This is a genomic window from Streptomyces sp. NBC_00390 (assembly GCF_036057275.1).
Lineage (GTDB): Bacteria > Actinomycetota > Actinomycetes > Streptomycetales > Streptomycetaceae > Streptomyces.
Genome location: NZ_CP107945.1, coordinates 6,137,397 through 6,162,636 on the forward strand (window position 1 = coordinate 6,137,397; position 25,240 = coordinate 6,162,636).

At 70.6% G+C, this 25,240-nt stretch carries 22 protein-coding genes; 6 read left to right on the forward strand and 16 right to left on the reverse strand.

Translation table 11 applies throughout. From position 1 onward, the window contains the following. Nucleotides 1–61 precede the first annotated feature (61 nt). The 4 genes from OHS70_RS27095 to lipB all read right to left on the reverse strand — a co-directional run bounded on the left by OHS70_RS27095 (nucleotide 62) and on the right by lipB (nucleotide 3,127). Complete coding sequence (locus tag OHS70_RS27095; RefSeq protein ID WP_328401463.1) at nucleotides 62–769, reverse strand: DUF4191 domain-containing protein; 708 nt, start codon at nucleotides 767–769, stop codon at nucleotides 62–64. 19 nt (nucleotides 770–788) lie between these two features. Then, the gene (locus OHS70_RS27100) at nucleotides 789–998 is read right to left on the reverse strand and encodes an SCO2195 family GlnR-regulated protein (protein ID WP_328401465.1); all 210 of its coding nucleotides are present in this window, start codon (nucleotides 996–998) and stop codon (nucleotides 789–791) included. A 227-nt stretch (nucleotides 999–1,225) separates the two neighbouring features. Then, complete coding sequence (lipA, locus tag OHS70_RS27105; RefSeq protein WP_328401467.1) at nucleotides 1,226–2,206, reverse strand: lipoyl synthase; 981 nt, start codon at nucleotides 2,204–2,206, stop codon at nucleotides 1,226–1,228. Nucleotides 2,207–2,329: 123 nt separating this feature from the next. Then, the gene (gene lipB, locus OHS70_RS27110) at nucleotides 2,330–3,127 is read right to left on the reverse strand and encodes a lipoyl(octanoyl) transferase LipB (RefSeq protein ID WP_328401469.1); all 798 of its coding nucleotides are present in this window, start codon (nucleotides 3,125–3,127) and stop codon (nucleotides 2,330–2,332) included. A gap of 239 nt (nucleotides 3,128–3,366) precedes the next feature. Between lipB and OHS70_RS27115 the strand changes: the two genes are divergently transcribed. Then, the gene (locus tag OHS70_RS27115) at nucleotides 3,367–4,824 is read left to right on the forward strand and encodes a regulator (protein ID WP_328401471.1); all 1,458 of its coding nucleotides are present in this window, start codon (nucleotides 3,367–3,369) and stop codon (nucleotides 4,822–4,824) included. Between the two features lie 479 nt (nucleotides 4,825–5,303). Here OHS70_RS27115 and OHS70_RS27120 read toward each other — a convergent pair whose 3' ends face one another. Next, nucleotides 5,304–6,623 (reverse strand): NAD(P)/FAD-dependent oxidoreductase, encoded by a 1,320-nt coding sequence (locus OHS70_RS27120; protein ID WP_328401473.1) that lies wholly within the window; start codon nucleotides 6,621–6,623, stop codon nucleotides 5,304–5,306. Between the two features lie 183 nt (nucleotides 6,624–6,806). Next, nucleotides 6,807–7,697 carry a TIGR01777 family oxidoreductase gene (locus tag OHS70_RS27125; protein WP_328401475.1) on the reverse strand — a complete coding sequence of 297 codons (891 nt, stop codon included), beginning with the start codon at nucleotides 7,695–7,697 and terminating at the stop codon, nucleotides 6,807–6,809. A gap of 44 nt (nucleotides 7,698–7,741) precedes the next feature. Between OHS70_RS27125 and OHS70_RS27130 the strand changes: the two genes are divergently transcribed. Then, nucleotides 7,742–8,248 carry a GNAT family N-acetyltransferase gene (locus OHS70_RS27130; protein WP_328401477.1) on the forward strand — a complete coding sequence of 169 codons (507 nt, stop codon included), beginning with the start codon at nucleotides 7,742–7,744 and terminating at the stop codon, nucleotides 8,246–8,248. 4 nt (nucleotides 8,249–8,252) lie between these two features. Here OHS70_RS27130 and OHS70_RS27135 read toward each other — a convergent pair whose 3' ends face one another. Further along, nucleotides 8,253–8,774, reverse strand: a complete 522-nt coding sequence (locus OHS70_RS27135; protein ID WP_328405926.1) for a DUF4240 domain-containing protein — start codon at nucleotides 8,772–8,774, stop codon at nucleotides 8,253–8,255. Between the two features lie 181 nt (nucleotides 8,775–8,955). Here OHS70_RS27135 and OHS70_RS27140 point away from each other — a divergent pair, with 181 nt between their 5' ends. After that, complete coding sequence (locus tag OHS70_RS27140; RefSeq protein WP_328405928.1) at nucleotides 8,956–9,888, forward strand: SDR family oxidoreductase; 933 nt, start codon at nucleotides 8,956–8,958, stop codon at nucleotides 9,886–9,888. Here the strand turns inward: OHS70_RS27140 and OHS70_RS27145 are convergent. From OHS70_RS27145 to OHS70_RS27170, 6 genes are all read right to left on the reverse strand, one after another. After that, nucleotides 9,879–10,403, reverse strand: coding sequence for a hypothetical protein (locus OHS70_RS27145; RefSeq protein ID WP_328401479.1), 525 nt, complete (start codon nucleotides 10,401–10,403; stop codon nucleotides 9,879–9,881). The two genes, OHS70_RS27140 and OHS70_RS27145, sit on opposite strands and share 10 nt — an antisense overlap. A gap of 11 nt (nucleotides 10,404–10,414) precedes the next feature. Next, nucleotides 10,415–11,395: a helix-turn-helix transcriptional regulator gene (locus OHS70_RS27150; protein ID WP_328401481.1), complete on the reverse strand. Its 981-nt coding sequence runs from the start codon at nucleotides 11,393–11,395 to the stop codon at nucleotides 10,415–10,417. Between the two features lie 19 nt (nucleotides 11,396–11,414). Beyond that, the gene (locus tag OHS70_RS27155; protein ID WP_328401483.1) at nucleotides 11,415–12,233 is read right to left on the reverse strand and encodes a MerR family transcriptional regulator; all 819 of its coding nucleotides are present in this window, start codon (nucleotides 12,231–12,233) and stop codon (nucleotides 11,415–11,417) included. A gap of 134 nt (nucleotides 12,234–12,367) precedes the next feature. Next, on the reverse strand, nucleotides 12,368–15,067 hold the full coding sequence (aceE, locus tag OHS70_RS27160; protein WP_328401485.1) for a pyruvate dehydrogenase (acetyl-transferring), homodimeric type: 2,700 nt from the start codon (nucleotides 15,065–15,067) through the stop codon (nucleotides 12,368–12,370). A gap of 729 nt (nucleotides 15,068–15,796) precedes the next feature. Continuing rightward, complete coding sequence (locus tag OHS70_RS27165; RefSeq protein WP_328401486.1) at nucleotides 15,797–16,420, reverse strand: GntR family transcriptional regulator; 624 nt, start codon at nucleotides 16,418–16,420, stop codon at nucleotides 15,797–15,799. Nucleotides 16,421–16,720: 300 nt separating this feature from the next. Next, nucleotides 16,721–17,305, reverse strand: coding sequence for a hypothetical protein (locus OHS70_RS27170; RefSeq protein ID WP_328401488.1), 585 nt, complete (start codon nucleotides 17,303–17,305; stop codon nucleotides 16,721–16,723). Between the two features lie 128 nt (nucleotides 17,306–17,433). Between OHS70_RS27170 and OHS70_RS27175 the strand changes: the two genes are divergently transcribed. The 3 genes from OHS70_RS27175 to OHS70_RS27185 all read left to right on the forward strand — a co-directional run bounded on the left by OHS70_RS27175 (nucleotide 17,434) and on the right by OHS70_RS27185 (nucleotide 19,844). Continuing rightward, the gene (locus OHS70_RS27175) at nucleotides 17,434–18,696 is read left to right on the forward strand and encodes an RNA-guided endonuclease InsQ/TnpB family protein (protein ID WP_328401490.1); all 1,263 of its coding nucleotides are present in this window, start codon (nucleotides 17,434–17,436) and stop codon (nucleotides 18,694–18,696) included. A 111-nt stretch (nucleotides 18,697–18,807) separates the two neighbouring features. After that, nucleotides 18,808–19,641: a helix-turn-helix domain-containing protein gene (locus OHS70_RS27180; RefSeq protein WP_328401492.1), complete on the forward strand. Its 834-nt coding sequence runs from the start codon at nucleotides 18,808–18,810 to the stop codon at nucleotides 19,639–19,641. Continuing rightward, nucleotides 19,638–19,844, forward strand: a complete 207-nt coding sequence (locus tag OHS70_RS27185) for a DUF397 domain-containing protein (RefSeq protein ID WP_328401494.1) — start codon at nucleotides 19,638–19,640, stop codon at nucleotides 19,842–19,844. Before OHS70_RS27180 ends, OHS70_RS27185 begins: the two co-directional genes overlap by 4 nt. Nucleotides 19,845–19,985: 141 nt before the next feature. Here the strand turns inward: OHS70_RS27185 and sucB are convergent, their stop codons facing one another. The 3 genes from sucB to OHS70_RS27200 all read right to left on the reverse strand — a co-directional run bounded on the left by sucB (nucleotide 19,986) and on the right by OHS70_RS27200 (nucleotide 24,976). Then, nucleotides 19,986–21,719, reverse strand: coding sequence for a 2-oxoglutarate dehydrogenase, E2 component, dihydrolipoamide succinyltransferase (gene sucB / locus OHS70_RS27190; protein ID WP_328401495.1), 1,734 nt, complete (start codon nucleotides 21,717–21,719; stop codon nucleotides 19,986–19,988). Between the two features lie 53 nt (nucleotides 21,720–21,772). After that, nucleotides 21,773–23,161, reverse strand: coding sequence for a dihydrolipoyl dehydrogenase (gene lpdA, locus OHS70_RS27195; protein ID WP_328401497.1), 1,389 nt, complete (start codon nucleotides 23,159–23,161; stop codon nucleotides 21,773–21,775). Nucleotides 23,162–23,464: 303 nt separating this feature from the next. Continuing rightward, a complete protein-coding gene (locus tag OHS70_RS27200) occupies nucleotides 23,465–24,976 on the reverse strand; it encodes a leucyl aminopeptidase (protein WP_328401498.1) in 1,512 nt (503 codons plus the stop codon). Nucleotides 24,977–25,240 lie beyond the last annotated feature (264 nt).

Below are 25,240 nucleotides of genomic sequence, written 5' to 3' on the forward strand. Positions count from 1 at the left end.
GAGAACGCGGAAGGCGGCCGGGACGATGTCCCGGCCGCCTTCCGCGTTCTCCGTGTATCGGTCAGCGCATCTTTCCGCCGCGCGGCATCCGCATGCCCTTCGGCATCGGGCCCTTCGGCAGCGGCATGTTGCTCATCAGGTCGCCCATCGCGCGCAGCCGGTCGTTGGCCGACGTCACCTGCGGCCCGGTGAGGACACGCGGGAGCTTCATCAGCGTCGTGCGCAGCTTCTTCAGCGACACCTGGCCCTCGCCGTTGCCGACGATGACGTCGTGCACCGGCACGTCCACGACGACGCGGTTCATCCTCTTCTTCTCGGCCGCCAGCAGAGACTTCACCCGGTTCGGGTTGCCCTCGGCCACCAGCACGATGCCGGCCCGGCCAACGGCCCGGTGCACCACGTCCTGGCTCCGGTTCATCGCCACCGCCGGCGTGAAGCTCCAGCCGCGCCCGATGTTCTGCAGCACCGAGGCCGCGGCACCCGGCTGGCCTTCCAACTGCCCGTAGGCCGCCCGCTCCGCGCGGCGCCCGAAGACGATCGCCATCGCCAGGAACGCCAGCAGGAACCCGAGAATCCCCAGGTAGATGGGGTGGTCGATCAAGAAACCGATCGCGAGGAAGACACCGAAGGTGACGATTCCCACAGCCGCGACGACAAGACCGACCTTCGGGTCGGCCTTCCGGGTCATCTTGTACGTCAGGGCGATCTGCTTCAGTCGCCCAGTGTTCGCAGCAGCGTCAGCGCTGTCTGTGTTTGCCTTCCTCGCCATGCCTTGAAGTTTACGTGGCCTAGGAACGGTGGCCAGCCGCGGCCTCCAGTACATGCTGAGCCTCGACCCGGTCCTTGGCCCGGCGCCGGTCCTCGAGCACGGCGTTCCACGCGTTGCGGCGGGCAGTGCGCTGACCGCTGCCCAGAAGCAGCGCCTCCATGGCACGCAGGGCGTCGGTGACGGACGGGATGGCGGTCGCGCTTACGGGACGTACCGGAGCGGCCTGCATGGGGAGGTCCTCCTCAGGAGAGGCATCGGCGTTGAGGATGAGCGGTGCGTGACACCAGAGTCACTGATTGGTGTTACCAGGGTGTGACTGGTCGGTCAAACACCGATGAAACGTTTTCGCGCGACCGGAAAATACTGACGCGGTCCGTACGCCGCCCCCGACCTGCGGGGAGGGTACGAACCGCGCCCATTCGGCCATTACTGACCAGTAACTACTTGTGCCTGATTTCACACAGTCTCGGCGGCCGTGGTGCCGGCGGCGGCTACGGCGCCGCGGCGCTCCATGGCCTGCTGGAAGAGCCGCCCGGCCCGGTACGACGACCGCACCAGCGGGCCCGACATCACACCGGAGAAGCCGATCTCGTCGGCCTCCTCCTGGAGCTCCACGAACTCCTGCGGCTTCACCCAGCGCTCGACGGGGTGGTGTCGCACGGACGGGCGCAGGTACTGGGTGATCGTGATCAGCTCGCAGCCCGCGTCGTGCAGGTGCTGCAGTGCCTCGCTGACCTCCTCGCGCGTCTCGCCCATGCCGAGGATCAGATTCGACTTGGTGACGAGTCCCGCCTCGCGGGCGCGCGTGATGACCTCGAGCGAGCGCTCGTAGCGGAAGCCGGGCCGGATCCGCTTGAAGATCCGCGGCACGGTCTCCACGTTGTGGGCGAGCACCTCGGGGCGGGAGGAGAAGACCTCGGCCAGCTGCTCGGGCACCGCGTTGAAGTCGGGGATCAGCAGCTCGACCTTGGTGCGGCCGGCCTCCCGGTCCGCCGTCTGCGCGTGGATCTGGCGCACGGTCTCCGCGTACAGCCAGGCGCCGCCGTCCTCGAGGTCGTCGCGCGCGACGCCGGTGATGGTGGCGTAGTTCAGGTCCATCGTGACGACCGATTCGCCCACGCGGCGCGGCTCGTCACGGTCCAGGGCCTGCGGCTTGCCGGTGTCGATCTGGCAGAAGTCGCAGCGCCGGGTGCACTGGTCGCCGCCGATGAGGAACGTCGCCTCACGGTCTTCCCAGCACTCGAAGATGTTCGGACAGCCGGCTTCCTGGCACACCGTGTGCAGGCCCTCGCTCTTGACGAGTTTCTGTAGCTGGTTGTACTCGGGGCCCATCTTCGCCCGGGTCTTGATCCACTCGGGCTTGCGCTCGATGGGGGTCTGGCTGTTGCGGACCTCCAGGCGCAGCATCTTGCGTCCGTCGGGTGCGACTGCGGACACGACCGGCTCCCTACAGCTTCGATTCTTCGGCGAACACCAGGGTACGCCCGTTAAAAGTGCGTCCTTACGTCTGGCCAACCTGTGGCCAGTGGTCTCCATTCCCCTGGCCGGTGGCCAGGGGCGTCAGACGGACGCCTTCTCGATCTCGCGGGGCCGCGGCTCCGCGTTCTCCAGCACTTCGCGCAGATGCCGCTCCAGGACCGGGAGCACCTCCTCGATGGTGATGTCACGGCCGAGCTCGCCCGCGAGCGAGGCCACTCCCGCGTCGCGGATACCACACGGCACGATCCGGTCGAACCAGGTGTTGTCCGGGTTCACGTTCAGGGCGAAGCCGTGCATCGACACGCCCTTGGCGATACGGATGCCGATGGCGGCCAGCTTGCGGTCCTCGCGGCGCTGGCCGGCGTTGGAGGGCGCGTACTCCGGGCCGTTCAGGCGCGGGTCGAACTCCTCGTCGTCCAGGCGGGGGTCGAAGTCGAGCGAGAGGCCCCCGATCGACGGGCGCTGCTCGAGCGGGTCGCCGAGCACCCACACGCCGCTGCGGCCCTCCACCCGTGACGTCGTCACGCCGAACTCCGCGCACGCGCGGATCAGGGCGTCCTCCAGGCGGCGCACATGGGCCACGACATCCACCGGGCGCGGCAGCTTCAGGATCGGGTAGCCCACCAGCTGACCCGGACCGTGCCATGTGATCTTGCCGCCGCGGTCCACGTCGACCACCGGCGTGCCGTCCAGAGGGCGCTCGCTGTCCGCTGTGCGCCGCCCCGCCGTGTACACGGGCGGGTGCTCCAGCAGCAGACAGGTGTCCGGGATCTCGTCGGCGAAGCGGGCGGCGTGGATGTCGCGCTGCTTCTGCCATGCCTGCTGGTACTCGACGGCCTCGTCGCCGAATCCCAGTCGGACGAACCGCAGCTCACTCACGGCTGTGCCTCCTAAAGCATTCACCCTGCAGTCATCAGGGCCCCCGCCACTGTACGGCGGTCCGGAACACGGTGGCGGGGCAGGTGGAGGGGGAGGGCCTCCGTCATGTGCCGCCGTCAATCCTCACACGATCGGATGAATGTGGGGCGAAGGCGGCGGTACTGCCGGGAAGGGCCGCTAAATTCGCGCCGTTCCATGAGGGCTGCTTCTGGCCCGGAAGGCAGGAGACCCGACACCAGATGTCAGAACGCACCCCACAGCGCACCCCCAACCGTCAGCTCGCCGCACTCATCGCAGAAGCCGGCTTCTCCAACGCAGGATTAGCCCGCCGCGTGGACCAGCTCGGCCTCGAGCACGGCCTGGATCTGCGGTACGACAAGACCTCCGTGACCCGGTGGCTGCGCGGCCAGCAGCCCCGCGGTACGACACCGGCACTGATCGCCGAGGTGTTCACCCGGCGGCTCGGCCGGCGCCTGTCGGCCCAGGACCTCGGACTCGACGCCTGCGCGCCGGTCTACGCGGGCCTGGAGTTCGCGGCCACACCCGAGGAGGCCGTGGACATCGTCGGCGGCCTGTGGCGCAAGGACTCCGGCAGCCATGCGGAACTGCGCAAGATCGCGTTCACGCCCGCCGGTCTGGTCGTGCCGAGCCGGGACTGGCTGATCGGGCGGGCGGACGAGCGGGTGGGCCGGGGCGAGCCCGTGCCCGGTGCGGCGGTCCGTATCCCGGTGCAGGGGCGGGCCTCCGTGCCGCGGCAGCGCGGGCCCGAGCGGACGACCGACCGTGGACCGGGCCAGAAGGTCTCCGCCGGTGACATCGCGGCACTGCGCTCGGTCGGCGAGCTGTTCCGCACCCTCGACCACGCGTACGGCGGCGGGCACGCCCGCCAGGCCCTGGTGCGCTACCTCGAGCACGAGTGCGAGCCGATGCTGCGCGGCATGTACGGGGAAGTGACCGGCCGTCGGCTGTTCTCCGCCGCGGCGGATCTGACCAGGCTGGCCGGCTGGACCTCGTACGACATCGCCGCGCACGGACTGGCCCAGCGGTACTTCGTGCAGGCGCTGCGGCTGTCGCAGGCGGCGGGGGACCGGGCGTACGGCTCCTACGTGCTGGTGACCATGAGCCGCCAGGCGGTCTATCTGGGCCATGGCCGTGAGGCGGTGCAGCTGACCAGGGTCGCCCAGCAGGGCGTGGGCGCCTCGGCGCCGCCGCTGGTCCAGGCGATGCTGCATGCGGCGGAGGCGCGCGGGCACGGGGTGCTGGGCGAGGCCCGGGCGTGCGCGGCGGCGCTGGTGCGGGCGGAGCGGGCGCTGGAGGCGGCGCGGCAGGGGGACGACGTGCCGCACTGGGCCCGCTCCTTCGACGAGGCCCAGCTCGCGGACGAGTTCGGGCACTGCCACCGGGACCTGCAGCAGTTCCGCTCCGCGGCGCACCACGCGGAGCGCTCGCTCCAGCTGCGTGCGCCCGCGTTCGCGCGCAGCCGGCTGTTCTGCCGGGTCGTCCTGGCGTCGGCGCGGCTGGGCCTGGGGGAACTGGACCAGGCGTGCGCGCTGGGGGCGGAGGCGGCGCTGCAGGCGTCGGAGATGCGGTCGGCGCGGGCGACGGAGTATGTGCGGGAGTTCGAGCGCCGCCTGGAGCCGTACCGCGACGCGTCGGCGGTCCGGACGTACCGCGACCGCGTCGCGGCACTGGGCTGAGGCGCCCTCGGGCGGGCAGCGGGTGCGGGCTGCGCCCCCCGGGGCGGTGCCCTTGGGCGGGCGGCGTGAACCGGTGAGGTTCTTGGGGCTTGGCCGGGTCCGGGAGCGTGGCGTTGGGCCGCTCCGGGGCGGGGCCCTTGGGCGGGCGGCGTGAACCGGTGGGTTCTTGGGGCTTGGCCGGGTCCGGGAGCGTGGCGTTGGGCCGCTCCGGGGCTCGTGTCCGGGACTGCTTTCCCGGGACTTGCCCCGCTCAAGGCTTACGACGCCTTACGTCCCGGACACGACCCCTGCGCGTCCCCGGCCGGGGCGTACGACCCGGTACGGGCCCGCCCGGCGACCCAAAGCCCCACCGGCCCGCAAAGGGCGGCTGCCCGCCGGGAACGACCGGAGGGCCCGGCCCCCGCACCGCCCACCGGCCATGCGCGCTGCGGGCAACGCCCACGGGCGGGCCGCCCGGTGTGCGCGGCCCGCCCCAGGGCTTACGCGGCAGCCGACAGCCGCGCCGGCTCGTAACCCGGCTGGATGCCGAAGTCCGACAGGATCGCCCGCGTCGCCCGGCGGGCCGAGTACAGCGCGCCCTGGACCGTCGACGTGGCCCGGTGGTCGCCGCAGACGTACAGGCCCGACAGCACACGGACCGGGCGCCGCAGATCGTGCGGTGCGGGCATCGCCGGGACCGCGTCGCGGGTGTGGTGGACCGTCAGCAGCTCCCACTCGTCGGTCGGCGTGCCGTAGACCCCGGCGAGCTGCTGCCGCACCCGCCGGTCCAGATCGGGAGGCGGCGTGCCGAGCACCGTCGAGGTGATCAGCGCCCGGCCCTCCGGCACCCGGGACGGATCGACCTCGCTCATCACCGCCGTGTACGCGACCGGCCCGGACCGGTCCGCGTCCAGGACCAGCGACGGGTCGGCGAGCGGCGGTGCCGGTGCCGTGTGGTGCAGCACGGTCACCGGGTGGAAGGACGGCACCCGCAGGCCGGGCAGCAGTTCGGCCGCCGCGCGCGCGTCCGTGGCCACCAGGACCGAACGGCAGCGGATCTCGCCGTGCTGCTCGGTCGTGACGCGTGTCGTCGAGATGTCCGTGACGCGTGTCCCCGTCCGTACCGTCCCTTCCGGCAGCCCGGCCGCCAGCAGTTGTGGCAGGGCCGCCGCCCCGCCGGCGGGCACGCACAGGCGCCCGCGGGCGTAGCCGTGCAGGGCGAGGTCCGCGCAGCGGCTGGAGGTCGCCGTCAGCTCCGGGGCGCCCAGCAGCGCCGAGAGCAGCGGCCGCAGGAAGCCGTGCACCGTACGAGCCGGGAGCCCGCGCGTATGCAGCGCTTCCGCCGCCGGCTGCTCGGGGCGCGCCAGCACCCTCGGCACGGGCGCGGCGGCGAGGCGCGCCAACGACGCCCCGAGCCTGGCCTGGTCGAGCTGGCGAGGCCGAGGGGCGCTCGCGAGAGCGCGCGCAACCGTGAATGCGCCCCCTACGCCCCGGAGGGCGAAGGGGGAGCTCCCGACTTCGCCCGTCCGTTGCAGCCGCCCGGCGCTGTGCACGAGCACACCGGGCGAAAAGGTCCGCAGGACGGCATCCGCGAGCCCCGTCGTACGGCGCAGCTCCGGATACGCGGTGGTGAGCAACTGGCCTGTGCGGTCGAGCCGGAAGTCGTCGATCTGCTCGGTGGCCATCCTGCCGCCCACATCAGGGGCGGCCTCCAGGACGCTGACCGTGACGCCTGCGCTGGTCAGTTGATGAGCCGCCGAGAGGCCGGCGATCCCGGCCCCGACGATGACGACGTCCGCATGATGAGCGGTGCTGAGCACGTGCCCCTCCCCGAGGTCGGCGCGGCTGGTGGGAGGCTCATGCCCCCAACATGCTCCGGGAATACCCGAGTTCGATGCGAGAGTAGGCAGCCGTGGGTCCGTGGGAGATCGCGCACAGCGCGGTGCACCGGAGCGCGGGGGCGCACGCGCTGTGCGCCCCGGCCCCGGCCGGCAGCTCCGGCCTTACCGCAGGGCCGCCCGGATCGCCTCGTCGACGGTCGGGAAGGCGAACGTGAACCCCGACTCCAGCAGCCGCTTCGGCAGCACCCGTTGGCTGCCGAGCACTTCCGCCGCCAGCTCGCCCATCACCACGCGCAGCGCGGGCGTCGGCGCCGTGAACAGCGTCGGCCGGTGCAGCACACGGCCCATCGCGGCCGTCACCTCGGCATTGGTCACCGGGTTCGGCGCGGTCAGATTGACCGGACCCGACAGGGACTCCGTGTCCAGAATGTGCCGTAGCGCGGCGATCTCGTCGTGCAGGGCGATGAAGCTCCAGTACTGCCGGCCGTCTCCCAGCCGCCCCCCGAGCCCCGCCTTGAACAGCGGGAACATCCGTCCCCAAGCGCCGCCGCGCCGGGACACCACCAGCCCCGTGCGCGCGAAGGCCGTCCGTACGCCCGCTTCCTCGGCCGCGGCCGCCGCCTCCTCCCACTCCACGCACACCTTCGGCAGGAACCCGTCCCCGGGCGGCGAGTTCTCGTCCAGCACCCGGTCACCGCAGTCGCCGTAGAAGCCGACGGCGCTCCCGCAGACCAGCACCCGCGGCGGCGCGGCCAGGGAGGCGACGGCCTCCGCGATCGCCGCGGTGCCGAGCACCCGGCTGTCCCGGATCTGCCGCTTGTACGCATCCGTCCAGCGGCGGCCGGCGATCCCGGCGCCGGCCAGATGCACCACGCCGTCACAGCCGACCAGGCCGGCAACATCGACGTACTGCCGGTCCGGGTCCCACTCCACCTCGTCCCCGGCCCGCGCCGGGCGCCGCACCAGGCGCACCACCTCGTGCCCGTCCGCGCGGAGCGAGTGGACAAGTGCCGTACCGATGAGCCCGGTCGAACCGGTGACTGCGATCCGCATGGGCCCATCCTGCCCCTCCCCTGCCGCATGACACAGTTGCTCCCATGGCCGAGTCAGCCGAGTCACACATACGCACCGCACGACATGCCGACGACGCGGCGCTGCGCGAACTGGACGTCGAGGTGTGGTCGACGCTGCACTCCGTGCAGTCGAGGCCGCAGCCGCCCCATGACCCCTTCTTCGACGAGGCCGACCGGCCCGAGCACCATCTGGTGGCCGAGGGCCCGGACGGCTCGCTTCTCGGCTACATCCGGCTGGTGCCGCCGACACCGCTCGCCTGCAACCGCCATGTCCGCCAGATCCAGGGGCTCGCTGTGGCCGGCCGGGCGCGCGGGCGCGGCGTCGGCCGTGCCCTGGTGCGCGCGGCCTGCGCCGAGGCGCGACGCCAGGGCGCGGTCCGCATCACGCTGCGCGTGCTGGGCCACAACAAGCCCGCACGGGCGCTGTACGAGTCGGAGGGCTTCGTGGTGGAGGGCGTGCTGCCGGGCGAGTTCCACCTCGACGGGCGGTACGTGGACGATGTGCTGATGGGCCGTAGCCTGGCCGAATAGACCGCTACACGGCCCCGAAGCGCTCCCACAGCCTCGGGAAGCGTGACGCCAGCGCCGCGTCGTCGTCGAAGTCGAACGGCGTGCCGACAGGTTCGGCGGGCTGCGGCGTGATGCCGAGGTCCGGGGCGACGACGCCGGTCAGCTGCTCGTACGCCTCGTCCGCCGCGTACCCCAGCTCCTCACCGTCCCCGTCGATGTCCTCGTCGAACTCGTCCAGCAACTCGGCCAGCGCGTCGGGGTCGTGCACCGCGCCCTCGAAGATGTCCCGGCCCTGGCCGATGAGCCAGCAGCGGAAGTAGTCGAAGGCGTCGTCGCTGGCGCCGCCGAGCAGCACGGCCGCCGCGCCCCACAGGTCCCAGATGTACGCGCGGTTGTAACGGGCCTCGAAATGGCGGGCGAAGTCCAGCACGGCGTCGGGGTCGAGTTGCAACAGGCGCTCGACCAGCAGATCCGCGTGATCCTCGGGGTCGCCCTCGGCGGCCTCGCGGGTGCTGTCGATGATCTCCCAGAACTCCGTCTCGTCCATCACGGGACAAGCATCGTGGTTGAGGACAGACGGCGCACGCGGAGCCACGTTTTTGACCCCTTCTGCCGCCGTTCTGCTTCATTCGCCGTAGCCCGCAGGAATGGCGACAGAGGGTGTCGGGTATCAGTGCGACGGTCTTGGTATGACGACAGAGAGCACGGCGCAGAACTCGACGGAGCACATGACGGCGACTCGGACGACGAAGGCCGAGCCACTCGCCGGAAAGATCACCCTGGTCGCGGGCGCGACCCGGGGCGCCGGCCGCGCCATCGCGGTCCAGCTGGGCGCCGCGGGCGCGACCGTGTACGTCACCGGCCGGACCACTCGCGAGCAGGTGAGCGAGATGGGCCGGGCCGGCGAGACCATCGAGGAGACCGCGGAACTGGTGGACGCCGCCGGCGGCGAGGGCATCGCCGTGCCGACGGACCATCTCCAGGTGGATCAGGTACGGGCGCTGATCGAGCGCGTCGACCGCGACCACGGACGCCTCGACATCCTCGTCAACGACATCTGGGGCGGAAACTTCCTGCTCGACTTCAACACCAGGATGTGGGACGTCGCCCTGGACCGCGGGCTGCGGATGCTGGACCTCGGCGTGAAGAGTCACATCATCACGAGCAGCATCGCGCTGCCGCTGCTGGTACAGCAGCCCGGCGGCCTGGTCATCGAGGTCACCGACGGCACGGCGGAGACCAACAAAGGATTCCGCGAGAACTTCTACTACGACCTGGCCAAGAACGCCCCGATCCGGATGGCCTTCATCCTGGGCGAGGAACTCAAGAACACCGGCTGCACGGCGGTGGCGGTCACCCCGGGCTTCATCCGCTCCGAGGAGATGCTCGACGTCTTCGGGCTCACCGAGGACAACTGGCTCGACGGGATCGACAAACAGCGGCACTGGGCCCTGTCGGAGTCCCCCCTCTACATCGGCCGGGGCGTCGCCGCCCTTGCCGCCGACGCGGAACGGGCCCGCTGGAACGGACAGTCGCTGGACAGCGGCCGGCTGGCGAAGGAGTACGGCATCACGGACGCGGACGGCAGCCGACCGGACGTCTGGGGGTACATGCTCGCCGAGCAGGCCGGGGAGAAGCCCTCGGTCCAGGACTATCGCTGAGGGGCCGCGGGGGAGTGCGACGCCCCCGAACGCGAGCCGGTTCCGCCGGGCTCGTCGGGGGCCCAGCCGGGCGTGGCCGCGGCCTCGTCGGGGTCGGGCTCGTCCATGGTGATGCCCCAGGAGCCGTCGGCGCCGATGCGTGCCTCGATCTCCTTGGAACGGCCGTTCTTCGCGAAGTACAGGACCACGACCTGCCGCAGGGAGCCCTCGTCGTAGAAATCGGCTGTCACCTCGCCCTGGGCTGCCGCACCGAAGGCCCTGACCCAGTTGCGCGCCGTCGCGTCGGGCGAGCCGTCCTCGACGGCCAGCGCGGCCAGCGCCTCGGCGTCACCGTCCGCGAGCCGCCAGACGACCCTCTGCACCACATCGAGGCTCCCGGTGGAGGGATAGCCGACGACGTGCAGGGGCTCGTGACGGGCGTAGTCGTCCTGGTACTCCGCGGCGTCCGTCGAACACGCCGTCAGACAGACGCCCATGGCCACCGCGAGGGCCGGCAGCCCGGTTCTGGAACGCATGATCGACAACCCTAGCGGCCAGGTGGCGCCGCATACAGCTCACCCATCAGCGCCGCCGTCCGTGCGAAGCGTTCGCGCAGCTGCGGCGGCTGAAGGATCTCCACCTCCGGGCCCAGCGACAGGAGTTGGGTGAACGCCACGTCCAGGGACTCCACGGGCAGTGTGAGCGTCACCCGGCCGTCGGCCTCCGGTGGGCCGGCCGCGGTCAGGGACTCCTCGGCCGCGGCGCGGTCCGTGACGTACGGCAGCCGGCCCGCGCCGGGCCCGGTGAGGCGGACGACCACCTCCGTGCGGAGGATGGAACGTGCGAACTGCTGCGCCCGGTCCGACCAGAACGCAGGGAGATCGAAGTCCTTGTCGCGTGCGAAGCCGTCCCCCTCGCATTCGACTGCCGAGAAACGGTCGATCCGGTACACCCTGAAGGTTCCCTCCACGCGGGCGCACAAGTACCAGACGCCCGCCTTGAGAACCAGACCGTACGGTTCCAACTCCCGCTCCACCTCCCGCTCCTGGCGGACATACGTCGCCCGGATCCGGCGGTCGCCCCACACCGCCTCGGCGATCCGAGGCAGCAGCGCGGGTGTCTCGGGCTCCTGGTACCAGCCGGGGGCGTCGAGATGGAAGCGCCGGGCCGCCGAGTCGGAGGCACCGCTCAGCGAGGGGAGCAGCGCCGCGGACACCTTCAGGCGTGCCGCGGACGCCGCGTCATCGAGGCCCATGTCCCGCAGCGCACCCGGCAGCCCGGAGAGGAACAGGGCCTCGGCCTCGTCGCGGCCGAGGCCCGTCAGCCGGGTGCGGTAGCCGCCGATCAGCCGGTAACCGCCGCCCCGGCCCCGGTCGGCATAGACCGGGACCCCGGCTTCCGACAGGGCCAGGGCGTCCCGGTTGACCGTCCGCTCCGACACCTCCAGCTCCCGCGCCAGCTCCGCCGCGGTCATGGCGGGCCTGGCCTGCAGAAGCAGAACCATCTTGATCAGGCGGGCAGCACGCATGGCCCCATCATCGCGCAGCTCAGGCGAGCGGCTCCTGGAGCTCCGTCACCCACTTCTCCTTGTCCGGCGGGCACTCCAGGTAGACCTCACGGGCGTAGCCCGCCGAGCTGTGGCCGCCCGCGTCGATCCAGTGGGCCAGATTCTGCGCCGTGGGCATGATCGCGTCCATCGGCCCGCGGTGCACGATCGTCGCGGCACGCTCCACCGCGGGCAGATCGACGATCTCGAAGTCCTGGCCGGGCTGCTGGTCCGCGGCCACCGTGCACCCCGCGTGCACCAGGATCGAGCCGTCGCCCTCCGGCGCGTCCTCGTAGTACGCGATCCCGGGGCCCGTCGGCGTGACGCCGGCCGCCTTCAGCCGCCGGAACAGCTCGTCGTACAGGGGGCTGATCACCGGGCCGATGTGTTCGGGCCCGTAACCGGCGGCGACGGCGGTGAGCTCCGCCACCCGTACCGCCGGGGTGCTCTTGATCATGACGTCCTGAGTGGGCATGTGACCCTCGCTCTCGATCGAACGGAGCCTCGCCTCGACCTGGGCCAGCCGTGCGGCCGCCGCGGCCATCGCCGATTCCAGTTCCGCCTGCCGCAGCCTGAGCATCCCGCGCAGTTCGTCCGTGGTGACGCGCTCCTCGAGGATCTCCTGCACCTGCTGGAGCGTGAAACCGAGATCCTTGAGGGCGACCACACGGTTGAGCCGGGCGAGCTGGGCCGCGGTGTAGTAGCGGTACCCGCTGAACGGGTCGGTGTGGGCGGGACGCAGCAGCCCGATCGCGTCGTAGTGACGCAGCATGCGGGCCGACACACGGCCGTGCCTGGCGAAGTCTCCGATGCTGAACATGACGTCTCCCAGTGCACGGGTTCACACGGTGTCAGGGTCAAGCATCACCGATCAGGGACGACAGGCTTCAGCGAGCGGGAGCGGCCGAATCCCCGGCGGCGGGGCGCCACCGGGGATTCGAAGGGAGCGGGCCCTTACAGGCCGTAGCGCTCGCGCGCCTCCTTCACGGCCGAGGCCGGGACCTCGCCGCGCTTCGCCAGCTGCGCCAGCGCGGCGACGGTGATCGACTGCGCGTCGACGCCGAAGTGGCGGCGGGCCGCTTCACGCGTGTCGGACAGACCGAAACCGTCCGTACCGAGCGACGACCAGTCCTGCTCGACCCACTGGCTGATCTGGTCCGGGACCTGACGCATCCAGTCGCTGACCGCGAGCACCGGACCCGGCGCTCCTTCCAGCGCCTGGGCGACGTACGGGATGCGCTGCTCGCCGCGCAGCAGCGCCTCGTCGGCCTCCAGGGCGTCGCGGCGCAGCTCCCCCCACGAGGTCGCGGACCACACGTCGGCGGTCACACCCCAGTCCGCGGCCAGCAGCTCCTGCGCCGCCAGCGCCCAGTGGATCGCCGTACCCGAGGCGAGCAGCTGGAGGCGCGGGGAGTCGGCGGAAGCGGCCACGCCCTCCTTGAAGCGGTACAGGCCGCGGACGATGCCCTCCTCGACGCCCTCCGGCATGGCGGGCTGAGGCTTGGGCTCGTTGTAGACCGTCAGGTAGTAGAAGACGTCCTCGGGGTTCTCCCCGTACATCCGGCGCAGACCGTCCTTGACGATCACCGCGATCTCGTACGCGAACGCCGGGTCGTAGTTGAGCGACGCCGGGTTCGTGGACGCGATCAGGTGCGAGTGGCCGTCCGCGTGCTGCAGACCCTCACCGGTCAGGGTCGTACGGCCGGCGGTCGCGCCCACGATGAAGCCCTTGCCGAGCTGGTCGGCGAGCTGCCACATCTGGTCGGCCGTGCGCTGCCAGCCGAACATCGAGTAGAAGATGTAGAAGGGGATCATCGGCTCGCCGTGCGTCGCGTACGACGTGGCGGCGGCGATGAAGTCGGCCATGGCACCGGCCTCGGTGATCCCCTCGTTGAGGATCTGGCCGTCGGTGGCCTCCTTGTAGTACATCAACTGGTCGCGGTCGACCGGCTCGTACGTCTGGCCCAGCGGCGAGTAGATGCCCGCCGACGGGAACAGCGACTCCATACCGAAGGTGCGGGCCTCGTCCGGGACGATCGGCACCCAGCGCCTGCCCGTCTCCTTGTCCCGCATCAGGTCCTTGACCAGACGCACGAACGCCATGGTGGTGGCCATCTCCTGCTTGCCGGAGCCCTTGTGGAGGGCCTGGAAGGCGCGCTCCTGCGGCTCGGGCAGGGCAACGGCGTGCACCCGGCGGGCCGGGGCCGGACCGCCGAGCGCCGCGCGGCGCTCCTGGAGGTAGCGGACCTCGGGGGAGTCGGCTCCGGGGTGGCCGTAGGGGACCAGGCCGTCGGCGAAGGCGCTGTCGGCGATCGGGAGGCCGAGCAGGTCGCGCATGCCCTTGAACTCGTCGGTCGTCAGCTTCTTCATCTGGTGGTTGGCGTTCTTGGACTCGAAGCCCTTGCCGAGCGTGTAGCCCTTCACCGTCTGCGCGAGGATCACCGTCGGCGCGCCCTTGTGCTCGACGGCCGCCTTGTACGCCGCATACACCTTGCGGGCCTCGTGGCCGCCGCGGGAGGTGTGGAAGCACTCGGCGATCTTGGCGTCGGTCAGCAGCCTCGCGAGCTCCACGAGCGCGGGCTCCGCGCCGAAGAAGTGCTCGCGGATGTACGCCACGTCGCGGGTCGCGTACGTCTGGAACTGCGCGTCCGGGACCTCACGCAGGCGGCGCACCAGCGCGCCCGTGGTGTCGAGCTGGAACAGCTCGTCCCAGGCCGAGCCCCACAGGGACTTGACGACGTTCCAGCCGGCGCCGCGGAACTGGGCCTCCAGCTCCTGCACGATCTTGAAGTTGGCGCGGACCGGTCCGTCGAGGCGCTGCAGGTTGCAGTTGATGACGAACGTCAGGTTGTCGAGCCGCTCACGGGAGGCGAGGGCGAGAGCGGCCGTCGACTCGGGCTCGTCCATCTCGCCGTCGCCGAGGAAGGCCCAGACGTGGGACTGCGACGTGTCCTTGATCCCGCGGCCCAGCAGATAGCGGTTGAAGCGCGCCTGGTAGATCGCGGAGAGCGGGCCGAGGCCCATGGAGACCGTGGGGAACTCCCACAGCCAGGGCAGCCGGCGCGGGTGCGGGTACGACGGGAGGCCGGCTCCGCCCGCCTCCTGCCGGAAGTTGTCGAGCTGCTGCTCGCTGATGCGGCCGTCGAGGAAGGCGCGGGCGTAGATGCCGGGTGAGGCGTGGCCCTGGATGTAGAGCTGGTCGCCGCTCCCTCCCCCAGAGCCTCCGGCCTGGGGGGTGCCCCCACCCTCCTTGCCGCGGAAGAAGTGGTTGAAGCCGGTCTCGTAGAGCCAGGCGGCGGAGGCGAAGGTGGCGATATGGCCGCCGACGCCGAACCGGGAGCCGCGGGTGACCATCGCTGCCGCGTTCCAGCGGTTCCAGGCCGTGATCCGGGCTTCCATCGCCTCGTCGCCGTCGAGGGCGGGCTCGGCGGAGGTCGGGATGGTGTTGACGTAGTCCGTCTCCAGCAGCCGGGGCAGGGCGACGCCTGCCTTCTCGGCGTGCTGGAGCGTGCGGCGCATCAGGTACGCGGCGCGGTGCGGGCCTGCGTGCTCCGTGACGGCGTCGAGGGACGCCGCCCACTCGGCGGTTTCCTCGGCATCACGGTCCGGGAGCTGGTCGAGCTCGCTCGGAAGCTTGCCTACGGGGTCGGTCATGATCGCCGCCTTCCGGACAGGAGGGGGGTGGAGACAGGGGGGTGCCAAGGGGGTGCCTTGTCTGGCAGGACAGGGCGAAGGGTTGGTGAACCCGTGGTCGACTGTAAGTCGCTGATCGATGATCGATCAAAGTCTCAGGGGGAAAAAGTTGCTATTACCAAGAAATTGGCATCCCGTGCCGCGAAAACGGGCACCGGGTGCCGCGGCGAATGGGGTTTTTCGGGCGCGAAGGTGCAGCGTGGGGGGCGCGGCGCGTGCGGGCCGCCTCCGGGGGCTGCCCATGGGTTCAGCGTCTCCGGTCCCGGCCGGCGGGACGCGGGGTGAGTGCGGGACCGGGTCGTACGGCCCGGCCGGGGACGCGCAGGGGTCGTGTCCGGGGCGTAAGGCGTTGTAGGTCTTGAGCGGGGCAAGTCCCGGGAAAGCAGTCCCGGACACGAGCCCCGGAGCGGCCCAACGCTACGGTGACGGACCCGGCCGATCCCGCGGGGGCCCGGCCCCGATACGGACCGGCCACGCCCCGGGGGACGTCACCCCGGGCCGCTGCCCACCAGGCACCGCCCCGGAGCGGCCCACGCCACGGTCACGGCCGGGCCCCACTCGAGAGGTCGGGCCCGCCCCGAATGCGCAGGACATGGACGCGGCCGCGCCCGGGGGGCAGGCAGGAGCCCCGAAGGGGGCAACGCTCCCGGACCGGGCCGGGCCCGAGCGGCGCGGGACCGGCCGGACGCGCTACGCGCGCGGGGCGCAGCCCAGGACGTGGGCCTTCACCAGGGCGCCGATCTCCGGGTCGCGGCGGCGGAACGCCGCCACCAGGTCCTCGTGCTCCTCGGCGTACGACTTCTGGACCGTGCCGAGCCAGCGGATGGACAGGGCCGTGAACACCTCGATGCCGAGGCCCTCCCAGGTGTGCAGCAGGACGCCGTTGCCGGCCGCCTTCACCAGCTCACGGTGGAACGCCACGGTGTGCCGTACCTGGGCCGCCGAGTCACCTGCCCGGTCCGCCTCGTGCAGCGCCGCCACATGCGGCTCGAGCGCCGAACAGTCCTCGGCCAGCCGCCCCGCCGCCAGCTCCGCGGCGATCTGCTCCAGCCCGGCCCGGACCGGGTAGCTCTCCTCGAGGTCGGCCGCGGTCAGATTCCGTACCCGTACGCCCTTGTTGGGGGCCGACTCGATCAGCCGCAGCGACTCCAGCTCACGCAGCGCCTCACGCACCGGGGTCTGGGAGACCTCCAGCTCGGTGGCGATACGCCGCTCGACGATCCGCTCACCCGGCTTCCAGCGCCCGCTCACGATCCCCTCCACGATGTGCTCGCGGATCTGATCGCGCAGCGAGTGGACGACGGGGACGGTCATGGGTGAGCTCCTCACGGGATGGCCGAGGCCGAGGTTACCGTGATCTTCCGTGAAAGCGTCGACCTCGAGGCCGAGGATGAATTATCTCAAGATGTTCTGATGCACGGGCTGGAGGGAGCGTTGTTGCTGCTCGACGTTACAAGCGGAAGGCGGAGAGGGGCGCCGACACGTGAGGCGCGAAGCGGGTCGGCGACCACGGTGTCCGTGCACGGCGCGGTTCATGCTGCCGGGATACTCGCGGTAGTTAAACCGCGTCCTGATCTGCGACCGCGGGTTGGTGTCCATCCGGAATCGCCGGACTCAGGTGTTGGCGGCGCCGTAGTGAAGGACCTCGCCCTGGGGCAGCAAGTATCCGATGGTCCGCTCTTCGGGCAGCCTGCCCTCCATAGCTGAAGCGTCGGTGCACCCGGAGACCTCGAAGCCGATGACACCCAAGCTGAAGGACGCGCGTTTGAAGGTCTCGGTCCCGATGGCGGCGAGCCAGTCATCCATGACTGCGGACCGGAAGAACGGCCGGTCGTCCCAGTACGCGATTCCCGCCTTGTCCAGTGCTCCTACGGGAACGTAGAGGTCCAGCCAGTCGCTGCCCTCATCACCACCGCGGATCGCCACGCAACCGCACACAGCCAGCTGGCCGGTCGGTAGACGGATCTGATCGCGAAGGTGACCGTACTCGGCCAGGGAGTCAACTGTGCACGGCGCGGGATCCTGCTCCTGCGGCTCACGGTTGCTGTGCCCAAAGCAACCCTGCACGTCTGCAGCGGACCACAGAGCGCTCAGGATGGCCTGTATCTGGGCGTCATCAGTTGGTCCAACCTCGATGGCCAGCTCGTAGTAGCCGTCAGACCAGTTGGTCTGGTCGCGGAATGAAGCGGGATTCGGCATGACGCGATCATGCAGCACGTCCCGGTCCCGAGACACCCGCATATTCATGGCCCGTATCGAGCTGATCGAGACGGCCTCTTTGGTCAGATCTTCGGATCTATGAGGCCGATCACCGTAGGGTCGGGTGCATGCAGTTGCGATACAACTACCGACTGTATCCCGACGCTGTCCAGCGTCGTGCGCTGGCGCAGGCGTTCGGGTGTGCCCGGGTGGTGTGGAACGACTGTCTGCGCGCCCGCAGGGAAGCACACGCGGCCGGGCTGCCATACCTGACGTCGGCTCCGCTTTCCCGTGCGCTTATCACCCAGGCCAAGCGGACCGAAGCGCGCGCCTGGCTCGCGGAGGTGTCGGCGGTTGTGCTCCAGCAATCCCTGCGAGATCTGGATGCGGCCTACCGGAACTTCTTCGATTCCATCAAGGGCAAACGCAAGGGCCCGAAGGTAGCGCCGCCCCGCTACAAGTCGAAGAAGGACTCCCGCCAGTCGATCCGGCTGAACAGCAATGCCTTCTCTCTTCAGGACGATGGCACGGTGTACGTGGCCAAGGTCGGCAACATCAAGGTGGCATGGTCGAGACCGCTGCCGACCGCACCCACATCCCTGACCGTCACCAAGGACGCCGCGAGCCGGTACTTCGCGAGCTTCGTCGTGGACACCGAGCCGGATATCCTTCCTCAACTCGACACCGAGGTCGGCATCGACCTGGGCCTTGCGACCTTCGCCGTCCTCTCTGACGGCACAAAGATCTCCTCCCCGAAGTTCCTGCGCCGCGCCGAGAAAAAGCTCAAGCGGCTCCAGCGGGACCTGTCCCGCAAGGTCAAGGGGTCCAAGAACAGGGCCAAGGCCCGCATCAAGGTCGCACGCCAGCACGCCAAGGTGGCGGATCGTCGCCGCGACTGGCACCACAAGGCATCCACGCGCATCATTCGCGACAACCAAGCGGTGTACGTGGAAGACCTCGCGGTGTCCGGCCTCGGCAGGACCAGGCTGGCCAAGTCCGTGCACGATGCCGGATGGTCCGCCTTCGTCGCCATGCTGGAGTACAAGGCTGTCAAACACGGCCGGTACCTGGGGAAGATCGGCCGCTTCGAGCCGACCTCCCAGGTCTGCTCCGCCTGCGGCGTCAAGGACGGCCCCAAACCCCTCCATATCCGTATGTGGACGTGCGGGGCGTGCGGGACCGTCCACGACCGTGACGACAACGCGTCCAAGAACACCCTGGCCGCCGGACGGGCGGACAGGCTAAACGCCTTGCAGAGTGCAGGTAAGACCAGGACGAAAGTCCCGGCACAGCACGTCGAAGCAGGAAGCCACCGAGACGGTCAGCCGACCGTGGCAGGAATCCCCGGCCCTTGGGTCAGGGAGCACGTCAACGGAGCGGAACCTCAGTGATCCCGCCGGCGGACCGACTGTTACGGACCGTAGGCATTGGGTGATGCTGCGCAGCTAGGATCGTCGGGCGGATCGAGTCGGCAACTGCCGTGCACCGGAGGGGAGTCGGCCATGCCCGGCGCGAAGGAACTGGACCCTTACACCTCACCGAGGTCGTTCTACGGCGCGGAGCTGCGCCGCCTGCGGGAGGCGGCGGGGCTGTCCCAGGAGCAGTTGGGGGAGCGGGTGTTCTGCTCCGGGGCGTACATCGGGCTCTTCGAGGCGGCGACGAGACGGCCGCAGGCCGAGATGTCGAAGCTGCTGGACGGGGTGCTGGGGTCGGGCGAGCACTTCCAGCGGCTGTGCAGGCTGGCGCAGGGGTCCAAGCACCCCGATTACTTCGCGGACGCGGCCGAGCTGGAAAAGGACGCCCGAACGATCAGCGACTACACGCCCATGCTGATCCCGGGCCTGCTCCAGACCGAGGCGTACGCGCGGGGCCTCACGCGTGCGACGCTGCCGTTTGCACCGGACGACGTGGTGGAGCGGCATGTGGCCGCCCGACTGGAACGCGCGCGCCGCCTCGACACCGCCGCAGGATCGGAACTGTGGGCCATCGTGCACGAGGCTGCCCTGCGAATGCCGGTGGACGAGCCCGGAGTCATGAGGGACCAGCTGGAGCAGTTGGCCGATCGCGCCCGTCACCACCACCGCATCATGGTGCAGGTGCTGCCGTTTTCGTCCGGCCCGCACGCGCTGATGTACGGGACGACCATCATCATGGCGTTCGCCGACGCCCCGTCCGTTGTCTACACCGAGGGTGCCCACACCGGCCAACTCATCGATGCACCAGCGCTGGTGGCCAAGTTTCAGAGGTCATACGATCTGGTCAGGGCCGCCGCGCTGTCACCGAAGGCGTCCCTCTCCCTGATTGAGTCGGCGGCGAAGGACTACACGACACCATGAGCACCGCAGTCGAACTGAGCGCAGCTGTGTGGCGGAAGTCGTCGTACAGCAACGGCGAGGGCGGAGCGTGCCTCGAGGTGGCCGACGGCTTCCCGTCCGTCCTGCCGGTCCGGGACAGCAAGCGGCCCGAGGGCCCGGCCCTCGTCTTCGGCGCCGACGGCTGGGCGCCGTTCGTGGCCGCCGTCAAGGACGGGACGCTCTGACGACGGTCGGACGTCCTCTTCCGCGGACGCTGCCGCACTGCGCCGCCCGGGCGGACAGCAAAGTGCCTCCGCACCGGATCGCTCCGGTGCGGAGGCACTCGCGCTACTGACCACCGGTCGTCTCCGACCGGCCCTGGGGCGTTACAGGCCGAGCTCGACCTCGAACTCGCCCGCCTCCAGGATCGCCTTGACCGCCGTCAGGTAACGGGCCGCGTCGGCGCCGTCCACCAGGCGGTGGTCGTAGGAGAGCGACAGGTACGTCATGTCGCGGACGCCGATCACGGTGCCCTCGGCGGTCTCGATGACCGCCGGGCGCTTCACCGTGGCGCCGATGCCCAGGATCGCGGCCTGGTTCGGCGGCACGATGACCGTGTCGAACAGCGCACCGCGCGAACCGGTGTTGCTGACGGTGAAGGTCGCGCCGGCGAGGTCGTCCGGCGTGATCTTGTTGGCGCGCACGGCGCCGGCCAGCTCGGCGGTCTTCTTGGCGATGCCGGCGATGTTCAGGTCGCCCGCACTCTTGATGACCGGCGTCATCAGACCCTTCTCGGAGTCGACGGCGATGCCGATGTTCTCCGAGTCGAAGTACGTGATGGTGCCCTCGTCGTCGTTGATCCGGGCGTTGATGACCGGGTGGGCCTTCAGCGCCTGGGCCGCCGCCTTCACGAAGAACGGCATCGGGGAGAGCTTGACGCCCTCGCGGGCCGCGAACGCGTCCTTGGCCTGGTTGCGCAGCCGCATCAGCTTCGTGATGTCGACCTCGACGACCGAGGTCAGCTGGGCCTGCGAGTGCAGAGCCTTCATCATGTTGTCGCCGATGACCTTGCGCATGCGGGTCATCTTGACCGTCTGGCCACGCAGCGGGGACGCCTGGAGGGCCGGAGCCTTCGGCGCAGCAGCCGCGGCAGCAGCCGGAGCCGCGGCGGCAGCCTTCGCAGCCTCGGCGGCGGCGATGACGTCCTGCTTGCGGATACGGCCACCGACGCCGGTGCCCTTGACGGAACGGAGGTCCACGCCGTTCTCCGCAGCGAGCTTGCGCACCAGCGGGGTGACGTACGCGTCGCCGGCGTCCACTGCGGCCGGAGCCGGAGCCGGAGCCGCGGGGGCAGCCGGGGCGGGCGCCGGAGCGGCAGGCGCGGTTGCCTGGACCGGAGCCGGAGCCGGAGCCGGAGCCGGAGCCGGAGCCGCGGGGGCGACCGGAGCCGGAGCGGGGGCAGCCGGGGCGGGCGCCGGAGCGGCCGGGGCGGGCGCTGCGGCCGGAGCCGCGCCCGGGGCGCCGATGACGGCCAGCTTGGCGCCGACCTCGGCGGTCTCGTCCTCGGCGACCACGATCTCCAGCAGCACACCGGAAGCCGGGGCCGGGATCTCGGTGTCGACCTTGTCGGTGGAGACCTCGAGCAGTGGCTCGTCCTCCGTGACCTCCTCGCCGACCTCCTTGAGCCAGCGGGTCACGGTGCCCTCGGTGACGCTCTCGCCGAGCGCGGGGAGGACGACGTCGGTGCCCGAAGCGCCACCGGCAGGCGCTGCCGGCGCGGCGGCCGGTGCCTCGGCGGCAGGGGCGGGGGCCTCGGCGGCCGGGACCTCGGCCACGACCGTCTCGGCCTCGGCCGGAGCCGGCGCGGCAGCCTGCGCACCGGTGCCGTCGTCGATGACGGCCAGCTCGGCACCGACCTCGACGGTCTCGTCCTCGGCGACCTTGATGGAGGCGAGGATGCCGGCGGCCGGGGCGGGGATCTCGGTGTCGACCTTGTCGGTCGACACCTCGAGCAGCGGCTCGTCGGCCTCGACGCGCTCTCCCTCGGCCTTCAGCCAGCGGGTGACAGTGCCCTCGGTGACGCTCTCGCCGAGCGCCGGAAGGGTTACAGAAACCGCCATGGTTTCAGTTGCTCCTTAACAATGTGCGGAAGTGGTCGTCGCGCCCGGGACTGCTAGTCGTGGGAGTGCAGGGGCTTGCCGGCCAGGGCCAGGTGGGCCTCGCCGAGCGCCTCGCTCTGCGTCGGGTGCGCGTGGATGAGCTGCGCGACCTCGGCCGGCAGTGCCTCCCAGTTGTAGATCAGCTGAGCTTCGCCGACCTGCTCGCCCATACGGTCACCGACCATGTGGACGCCGACCACGGCGCCGTCCTTGACCTGGACGAGCTTGATCTCGCCCGCGGTCTTCAGGATCTTGCTCTTGCCGTTGCCCGCGAGGTTGTACTTGAGGGCGACGACCTTGTCCGCACCGTAGATCTCCTTGGCCTTGGCCTCGGTGATGCCGACGGAGGCGACCTCGGGGTGGCAGTACGTCACCCGCGGCACGCCGTCGTAGTCGATCGGCACGCTCTTGAGCCCGGCCAGCCGCTCCGCCACCAGGATGCCCTCGGCGAAGCCCACGTGCGCGAGCTGGAGCGTGGGGACCAGGTCACCGACCGCGGAGATGGTGGGCACATTGGTCTGCATGTACTCGTTGACCAGGACGTAGCCGCGGTCCATCGCGACGCCCTGCTCCTCGTAGCCCAGGCCCTGCGAGACCGGGCCGCGGCCGACCGCTACCAGCAGGATCTCGGCCTCGAAGGTCTTGCCGTCGGCGAGGGTGACGCGGACGCCGTCCTCGGTGTACTCGGCCTTCTCGAAGAAGGTGCCCAGGTTGAACTTGATGCCGCGCTTGCGGAACGCGCGCTCAAGAAGCTTGGAGCTGTTCTCGTCCTCGACCGGGACGAGGTGCTTGAGGCCCTCGATCACCGTGACGTCGGAACCGAAGGACTTCCACGCCGAGGCGAACTCGACGCCGATCACGCCGCCGCCCAGCACGATCGCGGACTGCGGGACGCGGTCCAGGACCAGCGCGTGGTCGGAGGAGATGATGCGGTTGCCGTCGATCTCCAGGCCCGGCAGCGACTTCGGCACGGAGCCGGTCGCGAGGAGGACGTGGCGGCCCTGGACACGGCGGCCGTTGACGTCGACGGAGGTGGGGGAGGACAGCCGGCCCTCACCCTCGATGTAGGTCACCTTGCGGGAGGCGATCAGCCCCTGCAGACCCTTGTACAGGCCGGAGATCACCTCGTCCTTGTACTTGTGCACGGCCGGGACATCGATGCCCTCGAAGGTGGCCTTGACACCGAACTGGTCGCTCTCGCGGGCCTGGTCGGCGATCTCGCCCGCGTGCAGCAGGGCCTTGGTGGGGATGCACCCCCGGTGCAGGCAGGTGCCGCCGACCTTGTCCTTCTCGATCAGGGCGACGTCCAGGCCCAGCTGAGCCCCACGCAGCGCCGCAGCGTAACCGCCGCTACCACCGCCGAGGATCACTAGGTCGAAAACGGTGCTGGCGTCGTTCGCCACGTCACGTCCTCCATGCATGTGCGCCGTTCGCCGGTCCTCACTGACCGCGCGGCGGCTGGTGTTCGGCCGCTTAATCTTCGGCCCTGTGGTGGGGGCCCTGTCCTGCCGAGAACCCATCTTCGCACTTGTTGACGGAAGGCGGGACGCGGGGCCGGGGTCTGAGACGGCCGGTGGGCCGTCCCGGACGGTTACTGACCCGTACGAACGTACGGGTGATGTGCTCGTTACGTCGAAAGTGAACGTAGCAAGCGAACACGAACGGCCCCGGACGTATGCCCGGGGCCGGCCGCTGTGACGCAGGGCTCAGCCGAGGTCGCCGTCGGCGGTGCGCTCGGCGAGCTTGACCAGGGTGCGGATCGCGGTGCCGGTGCCGCCCTTGGGGGTGTAGCCGTACGGCGCGCCCTCGTGGAAGGCCGGGCCCGCGATGTCCAGGTGGGCCCAGGTGATGCCCTCGCCCACGAACTCCTTCAGGAACAGACCGGCGACCAGGCCGCCACCCATCCGCTCGCCCATGTTGGCGATGTCGGCGGTCGGCGAGTCCATGCCCTTGCGCAGGTCCGCCGGGAGCGGCATCGGCCAGGACGCCTCACCGACCTCCTCCGCGATCTCGTGGATCTCGGTGCGGAAGGCGTCGTCGTTGGACATGATCGCGAAGGTGCGGCTGCCCAGCGCCAGCACCATCGCGCCGGTCAGCGTCGCCACGTCGACGATCGCGTCCGGGTTCTCCTCCGAGGCCTTCGTCAGCGCGTCGGCCAGCACGAGCCGGCCCTCGGCGTCGGTGTTGAGCACCTCGACGGTCTTGCCGCTGTACATGCGCAGCACATCACCCGGGCGGGTGGCGTTGCCGGACGGCATGTTCTCGGCGAGCGCCAGCCAGCCGGTGACATTGACCGCGAGACGGAGCCGGGCGGCGGCCACGACCGCGGCGAACACCGAGGCGGCACCGCTCATGTCGCACTTCATCGTCTCGTTGTGGCCGGCCGGCTTGAGCGAGATGCCGCCCGAGTCGTACGTGATGCCCTTGCCGACCAGCGCCAGGTGCTTGGCGTCCTTGGAGTGCGTGTAGGTCAGCTTCACCAGGCGCGGCGGGTTCTGCGAGCCCTGGCCGACGCCGAGGATGCCGCCGTAGCCGCCCTTGGCGAGTGCCTTCTCGTCCAGCACCTGCACCTTGATGCCGTGCTCCTTGCCGGCGGCGCTGGCCACGGCGGCGAAGGCCTCGGGGGTGAGGTCGTTCGGCGGGGTGTTGATCAGGTCGCGGGCGCGGTTGATCTCCTCGGTCAGCGCGAGGGCGCGCTCGGCCGCGGCCTTGAACGCCTTGTCGCGCGGCTTCGCACCCAGCAGCGCCACCTCGGCCAGCGGCTTCTTCGCGTCCTTGCCGTTCTCCTGGTAGGCGGTGAAGGCGTACGCGCCCAGCAGCGCGCCCTCGGCGATCGCCTCGGCGTCCTCGACGGCCTCGATCGGCAGCGCGAACGCGGCCTTCTTCGCACCGGACAGCGCGCGGGCGGCGACGCCCGCGGCGCGGCGCAGCGCCTCGCTGTCGTACGCCTCGTCCGCCTCCGGTGCCTTGCCGAGCCCGACCGCGACGACGACCGGCGCCTTGAGGCCGGAGGGAGCGGGCAGCTTGGTGATCTCGCCCTCGCCACCGCCGGCACCGAGGGTCTCGAGGACGGAGGCGAGCTTTCCGTCGAACGCCTTGTCCACTGCCTCGGCGCCCGGCGCGACGACCGGACCCTTGGCGCCCTTGGCAACGCCCACGACGAGGGCGTCGGCGCGCAGCGTTGCCGCGCCGGCAGTGCTGAGAGTGAGAGCAGTCACGGTGGTGAAATCTCGCTTCCGTTGAGTTCGGGTGCCGTAGAGGGGCGTCGAAGGGGGTGGATCGGCAACCCCTTGCCGGACAAGAGCCTACGCGTGGCCATATGTGTCGCTCACGGCGGCGGCGGTTCACTCGTCCGTGGCGTCTCTTTCGTGTTTGTCCCGCAGATGGTGAGACCTCGGCCACACTCGCTTCATTCCGGCAAGGGGCGGCGCGCGCCCTTTTGCATCATCTGCACAGTTCCTCCTCGTTCGCGGACCGCATCG

Bases quoted from the DNA above. Each gene is read 5' to 3' on its own strand.
- OHS70_RS27095 (WP_328401463.1), bottom strand. From the start codon at position 769: ATGGCGAGGAAGGCAAACACAGACAGCGCTGACGCTGCTGCGAACACT.
- OHS70_RS27100 (WP_328401465.1), bottom strand. From the start codon at position 998: ATGCAGGCCGCTCCGGTACGTCCCGTAAGCGCGACCGCCATCCCGTCC.
- OHS70_RS27115 (WP_328401471.1), top strand. From the start codon at position 3,367: ATGTCAGAACGCACCCCACAGCGCACCCCCAACCGTCAGCTCGCCGCA.
- OHS70_RS27125 (WP_328401475.1), bottom strand. From the start codon at position 7,697: ATGCGGATCGCAGTCACCGGTTCGACCGGGCTCATCGGTACGGCACTT.
- OHS70_RS27130 (WP_328401477.1), top strand. From the start codon at position 7,742: ATGGCCGAGTCAGCCGAGTCACACATACGCACCGCACGACATGCCGAC.
- OHS70_RS27135 (WP_328405926.1), bottom strand. From the start codon at position 8,774: ATGGACGAGACGGAGTTCTGGGAGATCATCGACAGCACCCGCGAGGCC.
- OHS70_RS27140 (WP_328405928.1), top strand. From the start codon at position 8,956: ATGACGGCGACTCGGACGACGAAGGCCGAGCCACTCGCCGGAAAGATC.
- OHS70_RS27145 (WP_328401479.1), bottom strand. From the start codon at position 10,403: ATGCGTTCCAGAACCGGGCTGCCGGCCCTCGCGGTGGCCATGGGCGTC.
- OHS70_RS27150 (WP_328401481.1), bottom strand. From the start codon at position 11,395: ATGCGTGCTGCCCGCCTGATCAAGATGGTTCTGCTTCTGCAGGCCAGG.
- OHS70_RS27155 (WP_328401483.1), bottom strand. From the start codon at position 12,233: ATGTTCAGCATCGGAGACTTCGCCAGGCACGGCCGTGTGTCGGCCCGC.
- aceE (WP_328401485.1), bottom strand. From the start codon at position 15,067: ATGACCGACCCCGTAGGCAAGCTTCCGAGCGAGCTCGACCAGCTCCCG.
- OHS70_RS27165 (WP_328401486.1), bottom strand. From the start codon at position 16,420: ATGACCGTCCCCGTCGTCCACTCGCTGCGCGATCAGATCCGCGAGCAC.
- OHS70_RS27170 (WP_328401488.1), bottom strand. From the start codon at position 17,305: ATGCCGAATCCCGCTTCATTCCGCGACCAGACCAACTGGTCTGACGGC.
- OHS70_RS27175 (WP_328401490.1), top strand. From the start codon at position 17,434: ATGCAGTTGCGATACAACTACCGACTGTATCCCGACGCTGTCCAGCGT.
- OHS70_RS27180 (WP_328401492.1), top strand. From the start codon at position 18,808: ATGCCCGGCGCGAAGGAACTGGACCCTTACACCTCACCGAGGTCGTTC.
- OHS70_RS27185 (WP_328401494.1), top strand. From the start codon at position 19,638: ATGAGCACCGCAGTCGAACTGAGCGCAGCTGTGTGGCGGAAGTCGTCG.
- sucB (WP_328401495.1), bottom strand. From the start codon at position 21,719: ATGGCGGTTTCTGTAACCCTTCCGGCGCTCGGCGAGAGCGTCACCGAG.